The sequence below is a fragment of the Micromonospora sp. CA-248212 genome (assembly GCF_050948405.1).
GTDB lineage: Bacteria > Actinomycetota > Actinomycetes > Mycobacteriales > Micromonosporaceae > Micromonospora.
In genome coordinates this window covers 866460-884222 of sequence record NZ_CP192023.1, presented here as the reverse complement: position 1 = coordinate 884222, position 17763 = coordinate 866460, and the positions used below count along the sequence as shown (strand labels likewise).

At 73.6% G+C, this 17763-nt stretch carries 13 protein-coding genes and 1 pseudogene; 9 read left to right on the top strand and 5 right to left on the bottom strand.

Features of this window, described 5'->3' with window-relative positions:
* Nucleotides 1–193 precede the first annotated feature (193 nt).
* The 7 genes and pseudogenes from ACQP03_RS04175 to ACQP03_RS04145 all read left to right on the top strand — a co-directional run bounded on the left by ACQP03_RS04175 (nt 194) and on the right by ACQP03_RS04145 (nt 8294).
* Nucleotides 194–655: a BlaI/MecI/CopY family transcriptional regulator gene (locus ACQP03_RS04175; RefSeq protein ID WP_357130352.1), complete on the top strand. Its 462-nt coding sequence runs from the start codon at nt 194–196 to the stop codon at nt 653–655.
* 7 nt (nt 656–662) lie between these two features.
* A complete protein-coding gene (locus tag ACQP03_RS04170) occupies nt 663–1568 on the top strand; it encodes a M56 family metallopeptidase (protein ID WP_357130355.1) in 906 nt (301 codons plus the stop codon).
* A gap of 186 nt (nt 1569–1754) precedes the next feature.
* On the top strand, nt 1755–3008 hold the full coding sequence (locus tag ACQP03_RS04165) for a cytochrome ubiquinol oxidase subunit I (RefSeq protein WP_357397224.1): 1254 nt from the start codon (nt 1755–1757) through the stop codon (nt 3006–3008).
* Between the two features lie 11 nt (nt 3009–3019).
* Nucleotides 3020–4027, top strand: coding sequence for a cytochrome d ubiquinol oxidase subunit II (locus ACQP03_RS04160; protein ID WP_357397226.1), 1008 nt, complete (start codon nt 3020–3022; stop codon nt 4025–4027).
* A complete protein-coding gene (gene cydD / locus ACQP03_RS04155; RefSeq protein WP_357171834.1) occupies nt 4024–5700 on the top strand; it encodes a thiol reductant ABC exporter subunit CydD in 1677 nt (558 codons plus the stop codon). The genes ACQP03_RS04160 and cydD overlap by 4 nt, the downstream gene beginning before the upstream one ends.
* Nucleotides 5697–7510, top strand: a pseudogene (cydC, locus tag ACQP03_RS04150) (thiol reductant ABC exporter subunit CydC). Before cydD ends, cydC begins: the two are co-directional and overlap by 4 nt.
* A 109-nt stretch (nt 7511–7619) precedes the next feature.
* Nucleotides 7620–8294: a permease prefix domain 1-containing protein gene (locus tag ACQP03_RS04145; RefSeq protein ID WP_357171836.1), complete on the top strand. Its 675-nt coding sequence runs from the start codon at nt 7620–7622 to the stop codon at nt 8292–8294.
* Between the two features lie 12 nt (nt 8295–8306).
* Here the strand turns inward: ACQP03_RS04145 and ACQP03_RS04140 are convergent, their stop codons facing one another.
* Nucleotides 8307–8648 carry a PadR family transcriptional regulator gene (locus tag ACQP03_RS04140; protein WP_357130377.1) on the bottom strand — a complete coding sequence of 114 codons (342 nt, stop codon included), beginning with the start codon at nt 8646–8648 and terminating at the stop codon, nt 8307–8309.
* A 160-nt stretch (nt 8649–8808) separates the two neighbouring features.
* Between ACQP03_RS04140 and ACQP03_RS04135 the strand changes: the two genes are divergently transcribed.
* Both ACQP03_RS04135 and ACQP03_RS04130 read left to right on the top strand, forming a co-directional pair.
* Nucleotides 8809–9789, top strand: a complete 981-nt coding sequence (locus ACQP03_RS04135) for a DNA primase (RefSeq protein WP_357171837.1) — start codon at nt 8809–8811, stop codon at nt 9787–9789.
* A 39-nt stretch (nt 9790–9828) separates the two neighbouring features.
* The gene (locus ACQP03_RS04130) at nt 9829–12237 is read left to right on the top strand and encodes a transposase (protein ID WP_357130434.1); all 2409 of its coding nucleotides are present in this window, start codon (nt 9829–9831) and stop codon (nt 12235–12237) included.
* A gap of 241 nt (nt 12238–12478) precedes the next feature.
* On the opposite strand, the gene ACQP03_RS04125 is transcribed toward ACQP03_RS04130, so the two are convergent.
* The 4 genes from ACQP03_RS04125 to ACQP03_RS04110 form a co-directional block, all read right to left on the bottom strand.
* Nucleotides 12479–13072 carry a GTP-binding protein gene (locus ACQP03_RS04125; RefSeq protein WP_334628720.1) on the bottom strand — a complete coding sequence of 198 codons (594 nt, stop codon included), beginning with the start codon at nt 13070–13072 and terminating at the stop codon, nt 12479–12481.
* 1 nt (nt 13073) lies between these two features.
* Complete coding sequence (locus tag ACQP03_RS04120; RefSeq protein ID WP_357130437.1) at nt 13074–13451, bottom strand: DUF742 domain-containing protein; 378 nt, start codon at nt 13449–13451, stop codon at nt 13074–13076.
* A gap of 98 nt (nt 13452–13549) precedes the next feature.
* Entirely contained in the window at nt 13550–13954 is a 405-nt protein-coding gene (locus ACQP03_RS04115) for a roadblock/LC7 domain-containing protein (RefSeq protein ID WP_007455462.1), read from the bottom strand.
* On the bottom strand, nt 13951–17544 hold the full coding sequence (locus tag ACQP03_RS04110; RefSeq protein WP_357397235.1) for a sensor histidine kinase: 3594 nt from the start codon (nt 17542–17544) through the stop codon (nt 13951–13953). The genes ACQP03_RS04115 and ACQP03_RS04110 overlap by 4 nt, the downstream gene beginning before the upstream one ends.
* Nucleotides 17545–17763: the final 219 nt, after the last annotated feature.

Below are 17763 nucleotides of genomic sequence, written 5' to 3'. Positions count from 1 at the left end.
CGCCCGACGTTGAGTTGCCGGTCGGCGGGGTTGCTGCGGTCGAGGCGGCCAAGATCTGCGCAACTTTGGGGATGTTGCTGCTTCCGAAGCGCTGGAGGCAGCAACATCCCCATTCTTGTGGGGATCTTGTGGTGGGTGACCAGCGTCCGGGCCGCCCGGGGGCGGGGTCTACTACCGGGGGTAGGATTGAGCTGTGACTCGGTTGGGCGATCTTGAGCGTGCGGTGATGGACGTGCTGTGGGACGTGGTCCCGGGCACGTCGGACGGTGTGACCGTGCGCGAGGTCGCCGACGCGCTCGACGGCCGCGAACTGGCGTACACGACGGTGATGACCGTCCTCGACCGGCTCGCCGGCAAGGGCATGGTGCAGCGTGAGCGGGAGGGCCGGGCCTGGCGGTACCGGCCGGCGGCCAGCCGCGAGGCGCACATCGCCCAGCTCATGCTGGACGCCCTCGACCTGGGCGGCAGCCGGGACGCGGCGCTGGTGCGCTTCGCCCGCTCGGTGACCGGCACCGAGGCCGAGGTGCTCCGGGCGGCCCTCGGCAGCGAGGCCGGGCTGACCGGGGCGGGCGCGACCCGCAGCGAGGCCGAGCTGACCGACCGCGTGGATCCGCCGGCGGGCCGCCGGCCGGCCGACGAGACAGCGGAGCGGTAGGCACGCCATGGCCTACGCCGTGCACTTCGCCGCCACCATGCTGGCCTGCTATCTGACCGCGCAGGTGCTGGCCCGTTCCACCTGGACGTGGCGCAGTCCGCGGGTGGCGATCGTCTGCTGGCAGGCCGTCGGGTTGGCGTTGGGCCTCTCCGCGATGGGGCTACCGATGGCGCTCGGGCTGGCCGCGTACGACCGGCCCACCGGGAGCGCCCTGCTCGCCCTGACCGGCGACCTCGCCCATGGCACCCTGCCGATCGGCGTGACGGCGCTGCACCTCGCCGGCGTCGGGGTGGGCTTCGGCATCGGCGCGGTGCTCGTCACCACGACCGTCCGCAGCATCCACGGCACGATCCGCGCCCAGCGCCGGCACCGGGACCTGCTCACCCTGGTGGCCCGGGACGACCCGGCCGCCCCGGGGGCGCTCGTCCTGGACCATCCGAGCGCCGCCGCGTACTGCCTGCCCGGGGTGAAGCCGCAGGTGGTGGTCAGTGCGGGCACGCTGAGCCTGCTCGACCGGGCCGAACTGGCGGCCGTGCTCTCGCACGAACGCGCCCACGCCCACGAACGGCACGACCTGGTGCTGCTGCCGTTCACCGCGCTCTGCCGGGCGCTGCCGTGGTTCGGCTGGGTCCGGGACGCGCACGAGCGGGTCGCCCTGCTGGTCGAGATGCGCGCCGACGACAAGGCCCGCGAGCTGCACGCTGAGGCGCCGCTGGCGGGTGCGCTGCGTCGCTTCGCGGCCGCCGGGCACCGGGTCACTCCGGCCGGCGCGCTGGGCCTGGGCGACCGCGATCTCGACGTACGCGTCCAGCGCCTCCTGGTCACCGACCGACCGCCCCGCGCCCTCGGCGCCACGGCCCTCGCGGTAGCCGCAACCCTGGTCTCCCTCCCCATAACCCTCTTCCTGACCTAACCCCCCCCCCCCCCCCCCCCACCCCACCCCACCCGCCCGGGCGCGGTGATCAAGAGGTTCGCGTCAAGAACCGCTCGATTTCTGACGCGAACCTCTTGATCACCGCCTTCGGGCGTCGGGATATGTAGCTAGACTACGTGTAGGGTTGCTATGACAAGGGAGCCAACAGCTAGGAAAGAGCCGGCCATGGACACGCTGCTCCTCGCTCGCCTCCAGTTCGCCACCACCACGTCGATCCACTTCCTGTTCGTGGTCGTCACGCTCGGCCTCGTCACCCTGCTGGTCGGCATGCAGACCGCCTGGGTGCTCACCGGCAATCCGAAGTGGGAGCGACTGACCCGGTTCTGGGGCCAGCTCTACGTGATCAACTACGTGCTCGGCATCGCCACCGGCATCGTGATGGAGTTCCAGTTCGGGCTGAACTGGAGCGGCCTGTCGCGCTACGTCGGCAACGTCTTCGGCGCCCCGCTGGCGATCGAGACACTCGTGGCGTTCTTCCTGGAGTCCACGTTCCTCGGCATGTGGATCTTCGGCTGGCACCGACTCGGCAAGGGCGTCCACCTGGCGCTGCTCTGGGGCGTGGCGCTCACCGCGTACGCCTCGGCCTTCTGGATCATGGTGGCGAACTCCTGGCTGCAACACCCCGTCGGGTACGAGGTCCGCGACGGCATCGCCCACCTCACCGACTTCGGCGCGCTGCTCACCAATCCCAGTCTCGGCATGGCGTTCGGGCACGTGGTCTCCGCCGCGCTCCTGGTCGGCGGGATGCTGATGGCGGCGGTCAGCGCGTGGCACCTGATCCGACGTACGCCCGACTTTGCGCTCTTTCGCACCTCGCTGCGGATCGGCCTGGTCACCTCGGCGTTGGCGATCAGCCTCGTGCAGGGCTTCGGGTTCGCCCAGTTCGGGCCGGTCGGCACGGTGCAGCCGACCAAGTTCGGCGGGAACAGTCCTGAGGCGCAGGCGCTGATCGGCGAGTGGACGACGCGGTTCGGCCCCGGCGACTACACCCCACCGGCCCTGGCCAGCGTCGGGCTGGGCTTCATGATCCTGATCGGCTTCACGCTCGGCTGCGTCTGGTTCCTGCTGCCGCTGCTCTTCCGCGACTGGGTGATCCGGCTGCGCTTCCCGCTCTGGCTGATCCTGCTCGGCGCGCCGCTGCCGTTCGTCGCGGTGATCCTCGGCTGGATCGCCCGGGAGGTCGGCCGCCAGCCCTGGGTGGCATACGGGCTGCTCCCTACCGAACAGGCCGTCTCCGGGGTCGGCGCGCCGGTGATGCTCACCTCGCTGATCGGCTTCAGCCTGCTGCTGGGCACCCTCGCCGTCACCAACTGGGTGCTGCTCGCCCGGCACGCGGGCCGCGGCGCCGCCGACCCGGCTCTCGGCCGTCCGCCGGCACCACCCACCGAACCGGCCCAGCCGGAACCCGTGCTCGCCTGAGGAGATCACCCGTGGACCTCGCCTGGTACGCCCTGCTCGGCCTCTTCTTCGCCAGCTACCTCGTGCTCGCCGGCTACGACTACGGCGTCGGGCTGCTGCTCGCCCGGGGCGGCGCGCCCGCCGGGCGACGGGCCGCACTGACCGCCCTCGGCCCGTTCTTCCTCGGCAACGAGGTCTGGCTGGTCGCCGCCGTGGGCATCCTGTTCGGCGCCTTCCCGGTGTTGGAGGGTGAACTGCTCGCCGGCTGCTATCCGGCGGTCGCCGGCGTGCTGGTCGGGGTCGTCCTGGTCACCGCCGGGGTGCAACTGCGTAGCCGACCGGGCGACGAGCGGGTCCGCGCCCGCTGGGACCGCGTGATCGTGGTCGGGAGCGCGCTCGCCGCGCTGGGTTGGGGGGTGGTGCTGGCCGCGCTGTTGCAGGGCGTACCCCGCCAGGCCGACGGGCACGTCGCCGGGGTGTCGCACCTGGCCACCCCGTTCGCCGCCACCGCCGGGCTGGCCATGCTCGCCCTGGTCGCGGTGCACGGTGCGACGTTCCTCACGCTGCGCCTGCCATCCGACGCCGCCGCCGTGGCCGGACGCACGGCCCGTCGGCTGATGCCGGTGGCACTCGCCGCGGTCGGCCTCGCCACCGTCGTCGGCCTGCTCTCCGGCCGGGTACGCGACGCAGTCCAGCGACCGGCGGTGGCCGTACTCCTGCCGGTGTTGCTGGTGGCGGCGCTGCTGGCGGCCCGGACGGCGCTGGCGCGGCGGCGGCCGGGGTGGGCCCTGGTCGCCACCGGCGCGGCGCTGGCGCTGCCGGTGGCGCTCGTCGGCGCGGCCCTCTGGCCCTACGTGCTGGTGTCCACGGCCGACCCGGGCGCCTCACTGACGGTGGCCGACGCCGCCGCCAGTGCGCCGACGTTGCGGCTGCTCGGCTGGGTGGCGCTGCCGCTGCTGCCGGCCCTACTAGGCTTCCAGGCGATGTGCTGGTGGGTTTTCCGGGGACGGACCGACGGTAGGGCACCGGTGTACTGGTGAACCGCCGTCCGTTCGACCCGCGTCTGCTGCGTCGGGTCCCTGCGGCCCGGCGCGACCTCGCCGTGCTCGCGCTGCTCGGCGTGGCCGCCGCCGCGTTGATCGTCGCGCAGGCCACCGCCCTGGCGACGGTGCTGGCCACCGCCTTCGACGGGCGCCTGAACCGGCCGGCGCTGGCGGGCTTCGTGCTCGCCGTCGCCGCCCGTTCGGCGCTGGTCTGGGCGCAGGGCACGGTGTCCGCGCGGGTCGCCGCCACGGTCAAGGCCACCCTGCGGGCCGACCTGCTCGGCGCGGTGGGCCGGCACGGGCCGGGCTGGGTGGCGGGGCAGCGGGCGGGCGAGCTGGCCACCCTCACCGGGCGCGGGCTGGACGCGCTGGACGCGTACTTCACCGGATACCTGCCGCAGCTGGTGCTCAGCGTGACGGTGCCGGTGGCGGTGCTGGCGCGGATCGTCCTCGCCGACTGGAGCTCGGCGCTGATCATCGCGTTGACGCTGCCGCTGATCCCGGTCTTCGGCGCGCTGCTGGGCTGGCAGGCGCAGGCCGCCACCGAGCGGCAGTGGCGGCGGCTCGCCCTGCTGGGCGGGCACTTCCTGGACATGGTCGCCGGGCTGCCGACCCTGCGGGCGTTCGGTCGGGCCCGGGCACAGACCGAGGTGGTGCGCCGGATGGCCGACGGGCACCGGGTCGCCACCATGAAGACGCTGCGGATCGCGTTCCTCTCCGCGCTGGTGCTGGAACTCGTCGCCACCCTCTCGGTGGCCCTGGTCGCGGTGCCGGTCGGCATCCGGCTGCTCGGCGGCGGGCTGGCCCTGCACACCGCGCTGCTGGTGCTGCTGCTCACGCCGGAGGCGTACCTGCCGCTCCGGGCGGCCGGCAGCCGCTTCCACGCCAGCATGGAAGGGCTGACGGCGCTGGACGAGGCGCTCACCGTCTCCGCCGCGCCGGCCACCCCCCGCGCCGCCGAGGGCGCGGCCGTCCCCGACGGGCGCGGTGCGATCCACCTTGAGGCCGTGACCGTGGCGTACGAGCGGACCACCGCGCTGCGCGACGTGACCCTGACCATCCGGCCCGGCGAACGGATCGCCGTCATCGGGCCCAGCGGCGCCGGCAAGAGCACGCTGCTCGGTCTGCTGCTCGGCTTCGTGACGCCGACCGAGGGTCGGGTCACCGTGGACGGGATCGACCTCGCCACCGCCGACCTGGACGCCTGGCGTCGACAGCTCGCCTGGGTACCGCAGCGCGCCCACCTGTTCGCCGCCTCGCTGACCGACAACATCCGGCTCGGCGCTCCGGACACCCGAGCAGAGACGGTCGCCACCGCGGTGCGGGACGCGGCCCTGGACGACGTGGTCGCCGGCCTGCCCGACGGTCTGGACACACTGCTCGGCGAGCGCGGCCACGGACTCTCCAGCGGGCAGCGGCAGCGGGTGGCGCTGGCCCGGGCGTTCCTGCGGGACGCGCCGGTGGTGCTGCTCGACGAGCCCACCGCGCGGCTGGACACGGCCAGTGAGGCGGTGGTGCTCGACGCCACCCGCCGGCTGGTGGCGGGCCGGACCGCGCTGCTGGTCGCGCACCGACCGGCGCTGCTGGCCGACGCCGACCGCGTCCTGCGCGTCGAGGACGGGCGGGTCACCGAGCTGACGCCCGAGCCGACTCCGAAGGTGAGGAGATGAACACCGTGCCAGAGCCGGTGGACCCCGCGCCGGAGGCCGACGCCGTACCGACCGGGCGGGTCGCCGCGGAGCGTGCCGTGCTGCGGCTGGCCCGCCCGTACCTGGGTCGCCTGGCCGGCGCCGGGCTGCTCGCCGCCGCCACGGAGTTCGCGGGTCTCGCCCTCATGGCCACCGCCACGTGGCTGCTGATGAGCGCCGCCGGCCGGCCTCCACTGGACCGCCTCACGGTGGCGATCGTCGCGGTCCGGGCCCTCGCCATCAGCCGGGGTGTCTTCCGGTACGCCGAACGGCTCGCCGGGCACGACGCGGTCCTTCGCATGATCACCGACGTGCGGGCCCGGGTCTTCGCCACCCTCGCGGCCCGTCGCCACACCCCACACCGCTCGGGGGACGTCCTGAGCCGGCTGGTCTCCGACGTCGAGGCCGTCCAGGATCTGCTGCTGCGGGTCCTGGTGCCCGGCGCGGCGGCAGCCCTGGTCGGGGTGCTGGCGGTGCTCGGGGCGGCACTTATCTCCGCACCGGCCGCCGGGGTGCTCGCCGTCGGCCTGGTCGTCGCCGGTGTGGCGCTGCCGGCGCTGGCCACCGTGGTCACCCGACGCAGCGCGGCCGAGGTGGCGCCGCTGCGTGGCGCGTTGGCCACCGACGCCGTCGACCTCACCCACGGCGCCGCCGACCTGGCCGCGTTCGGGGCGACCGACGCCGCGCTGCGCGCCGCCGAGTGGCGGGCCGGTCGGCTGGCTCGCCTGGAACGACGGTTGGCGGCCACCGGCTTCGCGGTGGACGCGGTCGGGGTGCTGGTCGCCGGGCTGACCGCCGCCGCCGTGGTGCTGGTCGCGTTGGCCGCCGACGTACGGGGTGTCCTCGTCGGGGTGCTGGCCGTCGGCACCCTCGCCGCCGTGGAGGTGGCGCTGGCCCTGGTCTCGGCGGCCCGGCAGTGGACCCAGTTGCGGCCCGGCCTGGCCCGGGTCGCCGCCCTCCTCGACGCCGCCCCGCCCGCCCCTCGCCCTCCGCCGCCGGGGTGGACCCGTCCGGCCCGCACGACCTGCGCTTCGTCGAGGTGAGCGTGCGGTACCGGGTCGGCGCCGCGCCGGCGCTGGACCGGCTGAGCCTGGACCTGCCCGCCGGCCGGCGCATCGCTGTCGTCGGCCCGAGCGGCGCCGGCAAGAGCACCCTGGCCGCGGTGCTGACCGGTGCGGTCCGCCCCACCGCCGGGCACGTCACCCTGGCCGACCGTGACCTGTCCGCGTACGGCGAGCAGGAGTTGCCCCGGGTCGTGGGTGGGCTGCTCGCCGAGGCGTACGTCTTCCACGCCACCGTCCGGGAGAACCTGCTGCTCGGCCGGGCCGGCGCGAGCGAGGCCGAGCTGACCGGGGCGAGCACGGCCGCCGGCCTGCTGGACTGGGTCCGCGCCCAGCCGGCCGGCTGGGACACCCTGGTCGGCGAGGAGGGCGGCCAGCTCTCCGGCGGTCAGCGGCAGCGGCTCGCGCTCGCCCGGGCCCTGCTCGCCGCGCCGCCGGTGCTGGTGCTCGACGAGCCCACCGAGGGGCTGGACCCGGCCGCCGCCGACGCGGTGCTCGCCTCCGCCCTCGCCGCCACCCCCGCCGGGCACTCGGTCCTGCTGATCAGTCACCGGCTCAGCGGGCTGGCCGGCCTCGACGAGATCGTCGTCCTCGACGGCGGTCGGGTGATCCAGCGGGGCCGGCACGCCGAGTTGGTCGCCGTCCCCGGCTGGTACCGGGACCAGTGGCTTCTTCAGACAGCGGCGGAGCGCGGGTACCTGGCGTTCGCGCCCTCAGGGCCTGTTTCATAAGAACTGGCCGGCCTGCGGCGGGCCCGAACGACGACCAGCGGCGTGTTTCGGGGACGGACCAGGGTTGTCCCCGACGTGGACGCCCGCGCGCCCGTGGCAGGGTGGTGCCATGCGGCATGCGGACGACTTCCTGGTCGAGGAGCACCTGCGGGACCTGGGGTCCCGGTTGCAGGGCCCGGCGCGGTTGAAGTCGGAGCTGTTGACCGAGGCGCGTCACGACCTGCTGGACGCCGTCGACGCGTACCGCGAAAGGGGTGTGCCGACCACGGAGGCGCAGCGCCGGGCGGTGGCCGAGTTCGGCGCGCCGGCGCAGGTGTTGCCCTCCTGGCAGGCGGAGCTGGCGGTGGCCGCCCTGCGCGGCCTCTCCCTGCGGATGCTGGCCGTGGCCGGGGTCCTGGTGGCGGCCGGCGACCTCACGTGGCAGGGGTCGAGCTGGAGCGCCGGTCCACAGCCGCCCGCGGCCTACCGGCTGCTGTCCGCCTCGGTCGACTGGATCTGGGCCGGCGGGCTGCTGCTCGCGGTGACCGGGCTGCTGGTGATCTGGGCGAGCGCACGGTCGTCGCGACCCCACCTGGCGGTGGCGCAGCGAGTGGTGGGCGTCGGTCTGACCGGCACGCTGGCCCTCGGCATGGCGGCCGGCGGCGCCCTCTTCGTGTGGTCGATCGACCTGTGGGACGCGGCGCTGACCTGGCCGCCGATGATCGTCGGCATGGTGGTGGTGGGTGCGGGAAACTTCTCGCTGACGCGGGCGGCGCGCAGCTGGGTACGGGCCACCGCCCGCTGACCCGGTCGCCGCTCAGGCGGGGGTGACGGGCGCGCCGCCGGGGTCGAGGAACCGACCGACCGTCACCCGGAACTCCTGCCACCCGGCCCGCTCCCCGGCCAGCGCGCGGCGGCCGGAGTCGGTGAGCTGGTACGTCCGCCGCTCCCGACCGTTGACGGTGCTCCAGGCGCTCGCCACGTGCCCGGCCCGCTCCAGCCTGCGCAGCGCCGGATAGATCGTGCCGGTGGGCAGGTCGAGGCTGCCGTCGCTGCGTGTCCGCAGGGACTCGATGATGGCGTAGCCGTGCAGCGCCCCCTGTTCGAGGACGGCGAGCAGAAGGGCGTCGAGGTGACCGTGCAGCGACTGGGCCTTCATGTGTAGCTACGCTACTTGTCCGGCGGCCGGTCCGCCACCATCGCGCACCCGCAGGTACGAGACGTTCCCCGGCCGGCCACCGGGGTGCGGGCTCCGGGCTTCCCGAGTCGCCGACTAGGGTATGTGCCCAGAGTCACTCGCCGGTCGGAGACCCCGGTGGGTGGGCAACCCGAAGCACACGGAGGTCAGCGTGGCCCGCCAGTCGCCCCAACGGCCCGACGCCGACGAGCCCGAGCTCGACGACACCACCGGCCCGGCCGAGCCAGACGAGGCCGACGAGGCCGACGACACCCCCCGCGCGGCGGTCGACAGGTCGCTCTGGGAAGAGCTGCGGATCGACCCGGTCGAGATCGCCCTACCAGCGGGTACCGGCTTCACGCTGCGCGCCTACCGGACGGCCGGCTCGCTGACCCCGACCGACGTGACCGAGCGCGACCAGGACGACCCGTTCCTCGCCCGCCGCCAGGTCATCGAGGAGGAGGACGACGAGACGGTCGTCATCCTGGACGAGGAGCTGGCCGAGGAGTTCGCCGACGCCGACGAGGAGGAGAAGTCCTCGCGCCGTCGCCGCGACGCCGACGCCGACGGTGATGCCGACGCCACCGCCGACGAGGACGCCGACGAGGACGAGGACGCCACCGACGAGGCGGACGACGAGGAGGTGCCGGTCTTCCTCAGCCACCGGGGCAAGCTGCTGCTGTTCAAGACCCCCGAGTCGCTGGTCAGTTTCGTCCGATCCGGCGCGCCCAACGATCTGTCCCAACTGGACAGCTGGAATGAATTGTCCGAACGGGTGGAGCCGGCCGACATCGTGCCGCTCGACGAGGACACCTACGAACTCGACCTCGTCGTGGAGAACCTGCGGGGCGGCCACGACACCTGGGACTCGACCCTGCTGATCGAGGCCGGCGAGGTCGCCCGCGACCTGTCGTACGCGTTGCGCCTGCCTGCGGTCCTGGACATGCTCTCCGCCGGCTCCAGCCTCGACGACCTGGACGAGGCGCTCCGCGCCACGGCCAACGGCGGCATCGGCGCCTTCATGGGCCGGCGACGGCTGAAGAAGATCGGGGCACAAACCGCGAGTTTGGGTTGGCGCACCATTGTCGGCAAGATCTCTGCGGTGGTGGACTGGCGCGACTGACCCGTACCGGGGAGCATCAGTTGCTGGCAGTAGGAAGACCTGTCCCGGGAGGAGGACGACGCCGTGGCGCTCGTGCGCGTGTACTGCGGTCTGGCCTCGGCGGATTCGGCTGACCGACCGGCCTCGGCCGGTTCGACGCTGACGTCCGCTGTGGTCGACGACGCAGGCCGTCTGCTGCATGTCTGCGAGATCGGCGACGACGCGGCCGGCTACGCCCAGCTCGTCGCGCTGCTCGTGGAGCGGTCGGGCGGGCCGAGCGGTGCGGCCATCGCCGCCGACAGCGACGACCACACGGTCACCTCGCTGTTGAGCGCGGCGGGTCGGCCCCTGGCGATCGCCGACGACGACTCGGTGGACGACTTCGCCGAGCGCTTCGCCGACGACGACTCCCTGGAGGAGATGCAGTCACCCCCGGCTGAGCGCCGGGCCGTCGGCCTGGCCCGCGCGTTGCAGGCCGGCGCTCTCTCCGCCGTCACACTGCCGGCTCCCCGGGACCTCGCCGGCTACAAGCAGGTACTCGCCGCCCACGCCGCCCTGGCCAGCGGCCGGCACTCCGCCGCCGTGGCGCTGCGCGAGGTGCTGCGGGAGCTGTATCCGGCGGCGCTGCGCGCGTACCCGGACCCGGCCGAACCGGTGTCGCTGGCCGTGCTGGACGCACTGCCCGAGCCCGGCATGCTCGGCGGCACCATCGCCCGTGGCCGCGAAGTCTCCGTCGCCGCGGACGCCATCGCCGCTCACCTCGCGGCGGACGGGGTCGCCGACGCCGAGGAGATCAACGAGGCGGTCACCGCGCTGCGGGTCGCCATCTCGGAGACGCCACGTCGCGCCGCCGTCAACCGGGCGCTCACCTCTGCCGTGGCCGAGACGGTCCGGCAGGCCGTCGCCTCCGTACGGGCCTGCGACGCGGGCTGTGAGGCGCTGGTGAGCGCGCTCAGCGCCCGCGTCAGCACCCCCGCGCCGATTCCCGGCCGTCGGGCCGCCGCCCGACGCGGCGAAGCCGTCGGCGAGCTGACCGGTCTCGCCGGCACGGGCGCGGGCAGCGGCCTGCGCTCCGTCCGACCGACCCCGACCCCCGCCGAGCCCACGCCCGTCGGTGGCCGACGCAGCCGGCCGGAGCCCGCCCCGGGCAGCTCTCCCCTGGCCTCGCCTCGGCCACTCGGTCCGCCACCGGTCGCACCCGCTCCGGTCACCCCGCCACCGGTCGCGCCCGCACCGATCGCGCCCGCCGCCGTGGCCGGCCCGCCGGTGTCCGCGCCACCCGGTCGTGCCGAGCCGCTCCCGAGCCGGATCGACGGCCCGACCAACCGGCCGGTCTCGTCGCCTCCGCCCCCGCCACCGGGGATCACCCCGATCGCGCCGACCCAGCGGGGTGCGGTGCCACCGGCCGAGGCGGGCGAACCGTTCCGGCCCACGCTGACCACCGCCGCCATCAACAGCGCTCGGGCCGAGCGGCAGCGCACGGTCATCCCGCCCCGCCCGAAGACCAACGGCGAGCGGCAGGGCCACCCGCAGCGGCCGTCGGTCCAGGACCCACCCACCGGTGGGTTCAGCGTCACCGACCTCAGCATCCCGGTGCCCGCTCCCCGGCCGGAGCAGGAGTTGTCCGCCCCCCCGGGGTCCCGGGCGAACTGGCCTCTGGTCAACAACCCGGAGGACCCGGCCGACAGCTCGCCGAACAATCCGGTCGCCTACCCGTACGGCGGTAACCGGGGCGTCGAAGCCCCGACGGACCCGGGTCGGGCCGACGGGCGGGTCACGCCACCCTGGCTGGCCGATGACCTACCCCAGGAACCTCCCATGCTGCGGCTGGTCGAGCCGCCGCCGCTGGCCGACCGGGCGCTGCGGGAAGGGCTCAACCCACCCTCGGGCGAGCCTCGCCTGGACGCTCCGCCGCTGCGGCTGGTCGACCGTGAGCAGGCCAACCGCAACGGCCGTCCGGCACCGCTGGTCGAGCGGGCCGCCGAGCACCGGCCGCCGCCCCCGGTCGAGCACCGGCCGCCGCCGGTCGCCGACGAGGGTGACGGCGACCTGCTGATCTTCGCGCAGGCCAAGTCCGCCTGGTTCGTGGGCCACGGCGACGACGAGTCCGACCTGGACTGGTCGACCACCGCCGACACCGGATGGCAGGCCGCCGAGCAGGCCGCCCGCCCCGCGGTCGGCGCCGAGACCAACGCCGGCCTGCCGAAGCGCGTTCCGCAGGCCAACCTGGTCCCGGGCTCCCCGTTGCGCGAGGAGCGTCCACTCCGGATCGTGCGGGACGCGGCGAGCCTCGCGGAGAACACCACGGGTTACTTCCGTGGCTGGCGTCGCGGTCAGGAGATCGGCGGCTTCGCGGTGGGCGGTCGTCCGGGCCGCGAGGCCGCCGGCGGTTGGGACTTCAGCCGCGACCACGGGGACCGCGACGACGACCGCGAGTACGAGTACCGGTCGGCCGGCTACCAGTCCTGAGCGCCTCGGTAGCGTCCGTTCCTCCTCCCGCCCCCACCGCCGACATGGCTGGGGGCGGGAGTGCGTTCAGGAGCGAACTCGGCGGGCCGCGCCGTCACGGGCGGCACTGCCCGCGACGCACAGAATCCTGGAAGGGCCTCTGCGGGCCGTTCCAGGATTCTTGGTCGCGCGCGTGGGTGGGTGGGCAGCATCGCCCGCCCGGTGGCGGTCGGAACCACCACCGGGCGCGAAAGCCTACCGGTCAGGCCGGGGCGACGGCGCGGGTACGACGCATGGTGAGCACGTACTCGACAAGCGAGATCAGCACGTGCTTCGTCGACTCCCGGTTACGGGCGTCGCAGGCCACCACCGGCACGTCGCTCGAGATCGCCAAGGCGTCCCGGACGTCCTGCGGGTCGTGGTACTGCATCCCGTCGAAGCAGTTGATGGCCACCAGGTACGGCAGCCGCCGGTGCTCGAAGAAGTCGATCGCCGCGAAGCAGTCGGCCAGCCGGCGGGTATCCACCAGCACGACCGCACCGATCGCACCCCGCACCAGTTCGTCCCACATGAACCAGAATCGGGTCTGACCCGGCGTACCGAACAGGTACAGGATCAGGTCACGGTCGATCGAGATCCGGCCGAAGTCCATGGCCACCGTGGTCGTCGTCTTGCCCGGCACCTGCCGGGTATCGTCGACGCCCACGCCGGCCGAGGTCATGATGGCCTCGGTGGTCAGCGGCGTGATCTCCGAGACCGAGCCGACCAGCGTCGTCTTACCGACGCCGAATCCACCGGCGATAACGATCTTCGCCGACGTCACGCGCCCACTCGGGGTCGGTGGGCGGTGCGACATGTCAGAGCCTGCGAAGTCCACTCAGCACCCTCTCCAGCAGTTCAGTGCCCACCGCGTCGTCGGAGTCGTCCAGGATGGTCGGCTCGTGGACCGCGACCAGGCCGTCCGTCGCCATGTCGGCGATGAGCACCCGGGCCACACCGAGCGGCAGCTGCATCCGCGCCGCGATCTCGGCGAGCGATTGCACGCGTCCGTCACACAGCGCGGCGATGTACTGGTGTTCGCGGCCCTGGCCGCCGCTGCCATTGGCAGTGGCCCGGCCGCGCACCGTCGTCTCGACGAGCGCCTCCAGCGCGATGTCGAGCCGGGGACGGGTTCGACCACGGGTCACGGCGTATGGACGGACCAACGCTCCGGTCGGTTCGTCACGATCGGCCATGTCGCCGCTCACCTCCTTCGCACCCCGTACCGGCTCCCACCGGTGGAACTCGTCGTCCTTGTCGTATCAGTTGCGCCGACCGCACGATCGGCGAGACGTCAGCCCAGCATGCCCGCGGCCGCGCGCGGCTGCGGGGTCAGGGCGTCGCCCACCCGGTCGACCAGTAGCGCCATCTCGTAGCCGACCTGCCCGACGTCGGAGCTTCGGGCCGCCAGCACGGCGAAGGAGGAACCATCCGAGATGGACATCAGGAACAGGAAGCCATTGTCCATCTCCACGACGGTCTGCAGCACCGCGCCTCCCTCGAAGCAGCGGGCCGCTCCCTGGGTCAGGCTGACCAGACCGGACGCGATCGCGGCGAGCTGGTCTGCCCGGTCCCGCGGCAGGTCCCGTGACGACGCGAGGAGCAGGCCGTCCGCCGAGACGGCGACCGCGTGTGCGACACCCGGCACCCGATCGGCGAAGTTGGCCAGCAGCCAACCAAGATCCTGCGTAGTTGTCATCCTTCTTGCTCCTTCTGCCCGCTCCCGGCCGCTGAGCCTGAGCCAGACTGCGAGGATTGCTGCCCTCCCGGAGTCTCCTCCGGGCTGGTCGGGTTGTCCGAGGTGCTACGCCCTCGCTGCACGCCCCGATGGTAGGCGGAGAGCAGGCCACGGACCGCCTCCGGGGAGCGCCGCTGGACCGAGGTGACGGGCTTCTCCACCGCGCCCGGCACCAGCTGCGCCATCGGCTTGCGCTTGGGCAGGCCGGTCGTGGTGGTCTCGTTCACCGGCGCCGCGCTGGCCGCTGCCGAGGCGGCACGCCAGCCGTCGTCGGCGGCGGTCTGCCAGCCGTTGCTCGGCGATTGGGGCCGGCGGTTCGGTAGGCCCTCGGCGAGGTCGGGGCGTCCGCCACCGTTCGCTGTCGACCCGTTGTCCCGCGGCGCTCCTCCGGCCGTCGGAGTGTCTGCCATCGGTGTGTTACCTGTCGTTCCGGGTGGTGTCTTGACTGCCCGACCGGTGGCATCGACCGTGGCGAACTGTTGGGTCGCGTCGCCGCCGTTCGTCGACGGCGCGGCACCGGCCTCCTCCGAACCCGGACGGCGGGTACGGAACCAGGCGGACTCAAGCTCCCGGAAGATCGGCAGCTCCATCGTCTCGTCCGCGTACCGCTGGCGGTTCTGGGCCTGCGGCTGCTGCGGTGCCGGGCGGGCCGACGACGTCTGGGCCGGCGCGGCCGGCATCGACGATACCGGCGTCTGCGGGGCAGCGACCGGCGACGCCTGCGGCGCGGGAGCCGGCGGCTGGGCCGCGGTGGTCGGCTGCTCGCCAGGGCGCGGCACCCGGGGCAGCTCCGTCGTCATGTCCAGGGCGGCGGCGAGCCGCTCGGGCACCGGCGGGGTCTGCGTGTCCCGCTCGCCGCCGGGAACCGGCGGCCAGGCCGGCGGCGCCGGGGTGCCGGGCGCCGGTGCGGGCGGGGCGGACCGGGGGGTGAAGCCGCTGAACGACTGGCCGGAGACCGGCGGCGCCGAGTACGGCTGACCGGAGGCCGGAGAGGCCGAGACGGGCGCGGCGGACACCGGCGGACCGCCGTACGGCGCACCCGAGTACGGCTGGCCGGAGTACGGCTGACCGGACGCGGGCGAGGCGGAGACCGGCGGGCCGGAGTACGGCTGGGCGGAGTACGGCTGGGCGGAGACCGGCGGCGCGGAGTACGGCTGGGCCTCCGGGCTGCTGGGCAGCTGCCGGGGGATGGTCGGCTGCTGGCCGCCGTTCGGCTCGTCGCCGGCCCGGCGCTGCGGCAGTGGGTCGATGGGCTGCCCGTTGGCCGAGCGCGGGGTGAACCCGTCGCCGCCGTTGACGCCGTTCGTCGCGCTCGCGCTCGCGCCGGTCAGGTCCGACCAGGCGGGCATCGAGCGGTACGCGCCGGTGTTGGCGGGCGTACCGGAACCGTTGCGCGATGCCGGGTCGAATGGCCGACCGCCGAGGGTGACCTGGTTGCCGGACTCGCCGGGGCGCGACCCGTTGCCCAGCGCGGGCAGCGCGCCGAGAACCGGCGACGGCGGGGTGGACTGCGGGCCGGCGGCGGGCAGGGCCGGCGGCTGCTGGACCCGGCCGGAGAGCGCCCGGGGCACCAGCACCGAGGTGGGCATGGTCACGTCGGCGACCGTGCCACGGTCGGACCCGGGACGCAGCTCGACGCGCACGCCGTGCCGCGACGCCAGGCGGGCGACCACGACCAGGCCCATCATGCGGGAGACGGCCACGTCCACCTGGGGCGGCGTCGCGAGCTTGTCGTTGAGCTCGTGCAGCTGCTCGCGGCTGATGCCGATGCCGCGGTCCTCCACGTAGAGCGAGGCGCGGTCACCGACCCGGCGGGCCTCCACCATGACCTGCGAGTCCGGAGGCGAGAACGCGGTGGCGTTGTCGAACAGCTCGGCGACGAGGTGCACGAGGTCGTTGACCGCGTGCGCGGCGACCTCGATGTCCCGGTCGATGACGCCGAACTCGATACGGGTGTAGTGCTCGACCTCGGACTGCGCGGCGCGCAGCACGTCGATGAGCGCCGCCGGCTCGCGCTGCACGCGGGTGGAGTCGGCGCCGGCGAGAACGAGCAGGTTCTCGTCGTTACGCCGCATTCGGGTGGCCAGGTGGTCGAGCTGGAACAGCTCGGCCAGTCGGTCCGGGTCCTCCTCGCCGCGCTCCAGCCGGTCGAGGTGCCCGATGAGGCGGTCGACCAGGATCTGCGAACGACGGGCCAGGTTGACGAACATGGTCGCGACGGAGGCGCGCAGCGCCGCCTGCTCGGCGGCCGTACGGACGGCTTCGAGGTGGACGGCGTTGAACGCCTCGGTCACCTGACCGAACTCGTCCTTGCTCCGGACCGGCAGCGGCTCGGCGATCTGGTTGGCCAACTGCACCGGGGAGAGCTGCCCGACGACCTGCGGGTCGCGCAGTCGGGCCACCGCCTGCGGCAGGCCGTACTGGGCGACGGAGAGGGCGCCCTGGCGCAGTTCGCGCAGGGACCGGGCCATCGAGCGGGCGACCAGGTACGCGAAGAGGATGGCCAGCAGCAGCATGCTGAGCAGCAGGCCGGTCTCCAGGAACACCTGGCGCTGGACGTCCGACCGGATGTTGTCGGCCTCGGCGACCACGTCACCGTCGAGCTTCGTCTCGACGGCGCGGATCAGCTTGGCGTTGGCCGTCATGGCCGATTCCCACTGGTCCGGGCCGAACGGAGCGCCGCGCATGTCGCCGGTCGTGTTGCCGTCGATCCAGCCGATGTAGTTCTGCGCCTCGCGGCGGTCACCACCGGCGACCGTCTGGTCGTGGAACTTCGCCTCGTCGGGGCTGGCCACCGCCTTGAAGCTCTGCAGCGCCTGCTGCTGGCCGGTGCCGCTGGCGATGTAGTCGGTGCGCAGCGCCGGGGTCAGCCGCTGACCACCCTGCACGCCGAGCGCGCGGTGCACGACGACCCGCCGGAGCGAGAGGAACTCCTTCTCCCGGGCGACCGCCGCCGCGGCCCGCATCCGGTCGCTCAGCTCGTTGTTGCCGGCGAGCTGGGTGGCGGAGTCCCGGATGGCGAGCAGGTCGTTGATCAGACCCTCGTACGCCTGGACCGCCTCGGCGAGCTTGAGCTTGCCGTTGAACACCTGGCTGCGGACGCCCGGCAGGTCCTTGAGGTTCTGGTCGATGCCGCCGAGCACGCCCTCAAGGCTGCCCGGCAGGTCCTCGATGTCGCCCCGCTGCTGCCGGTAGGGGGACATCGCCTGGTCAACCCGGCTGTTCGCCCGGTTGTAGGCCTCCTGGTACTGCGCCTTCGGCTGCGTCCCGGTCGCCTGCAGCAGCAGGACGGCGGAGGTCCGCTCGTCCTGGAGCTTGTCGACCAGCTCACCCGAGTAGCTCGACAGATTGGCCAGGTCGCCGGCCCGGTTGGCATTGTTGAGCGTGTCCAGGTGGTCGACGAGACCACTGGTGCCCACAACGACCGTGGCGATGGTCGGCACGATCATGATGAGACCGAGCTTGGACCAGATCGGCATGTCCCGGAGTCGACTGGCCGGCCGGCGCAGTCGCGACAGGAAGGAGCCCGCCGTCTTTGGCCGTTTGCTCACGTCACCGCCCTCGCGATTACAGCTTGAAACGCGTTGCCCCGGGCAACGCCCAGCGACCGACCCGGCGGGTCGGACCCCCGAGATTCCATCACGCCGCTCGACAAGAAGAAAGCCCAGGTTGTCACCGGCCGAGAGTGTGATGAGATGTTGATGCGATTTGATAGCAGTCCGTCTGGCCGGAGTAACTGAAGGTAATGGATCATCCCCACCGCGTTGTCC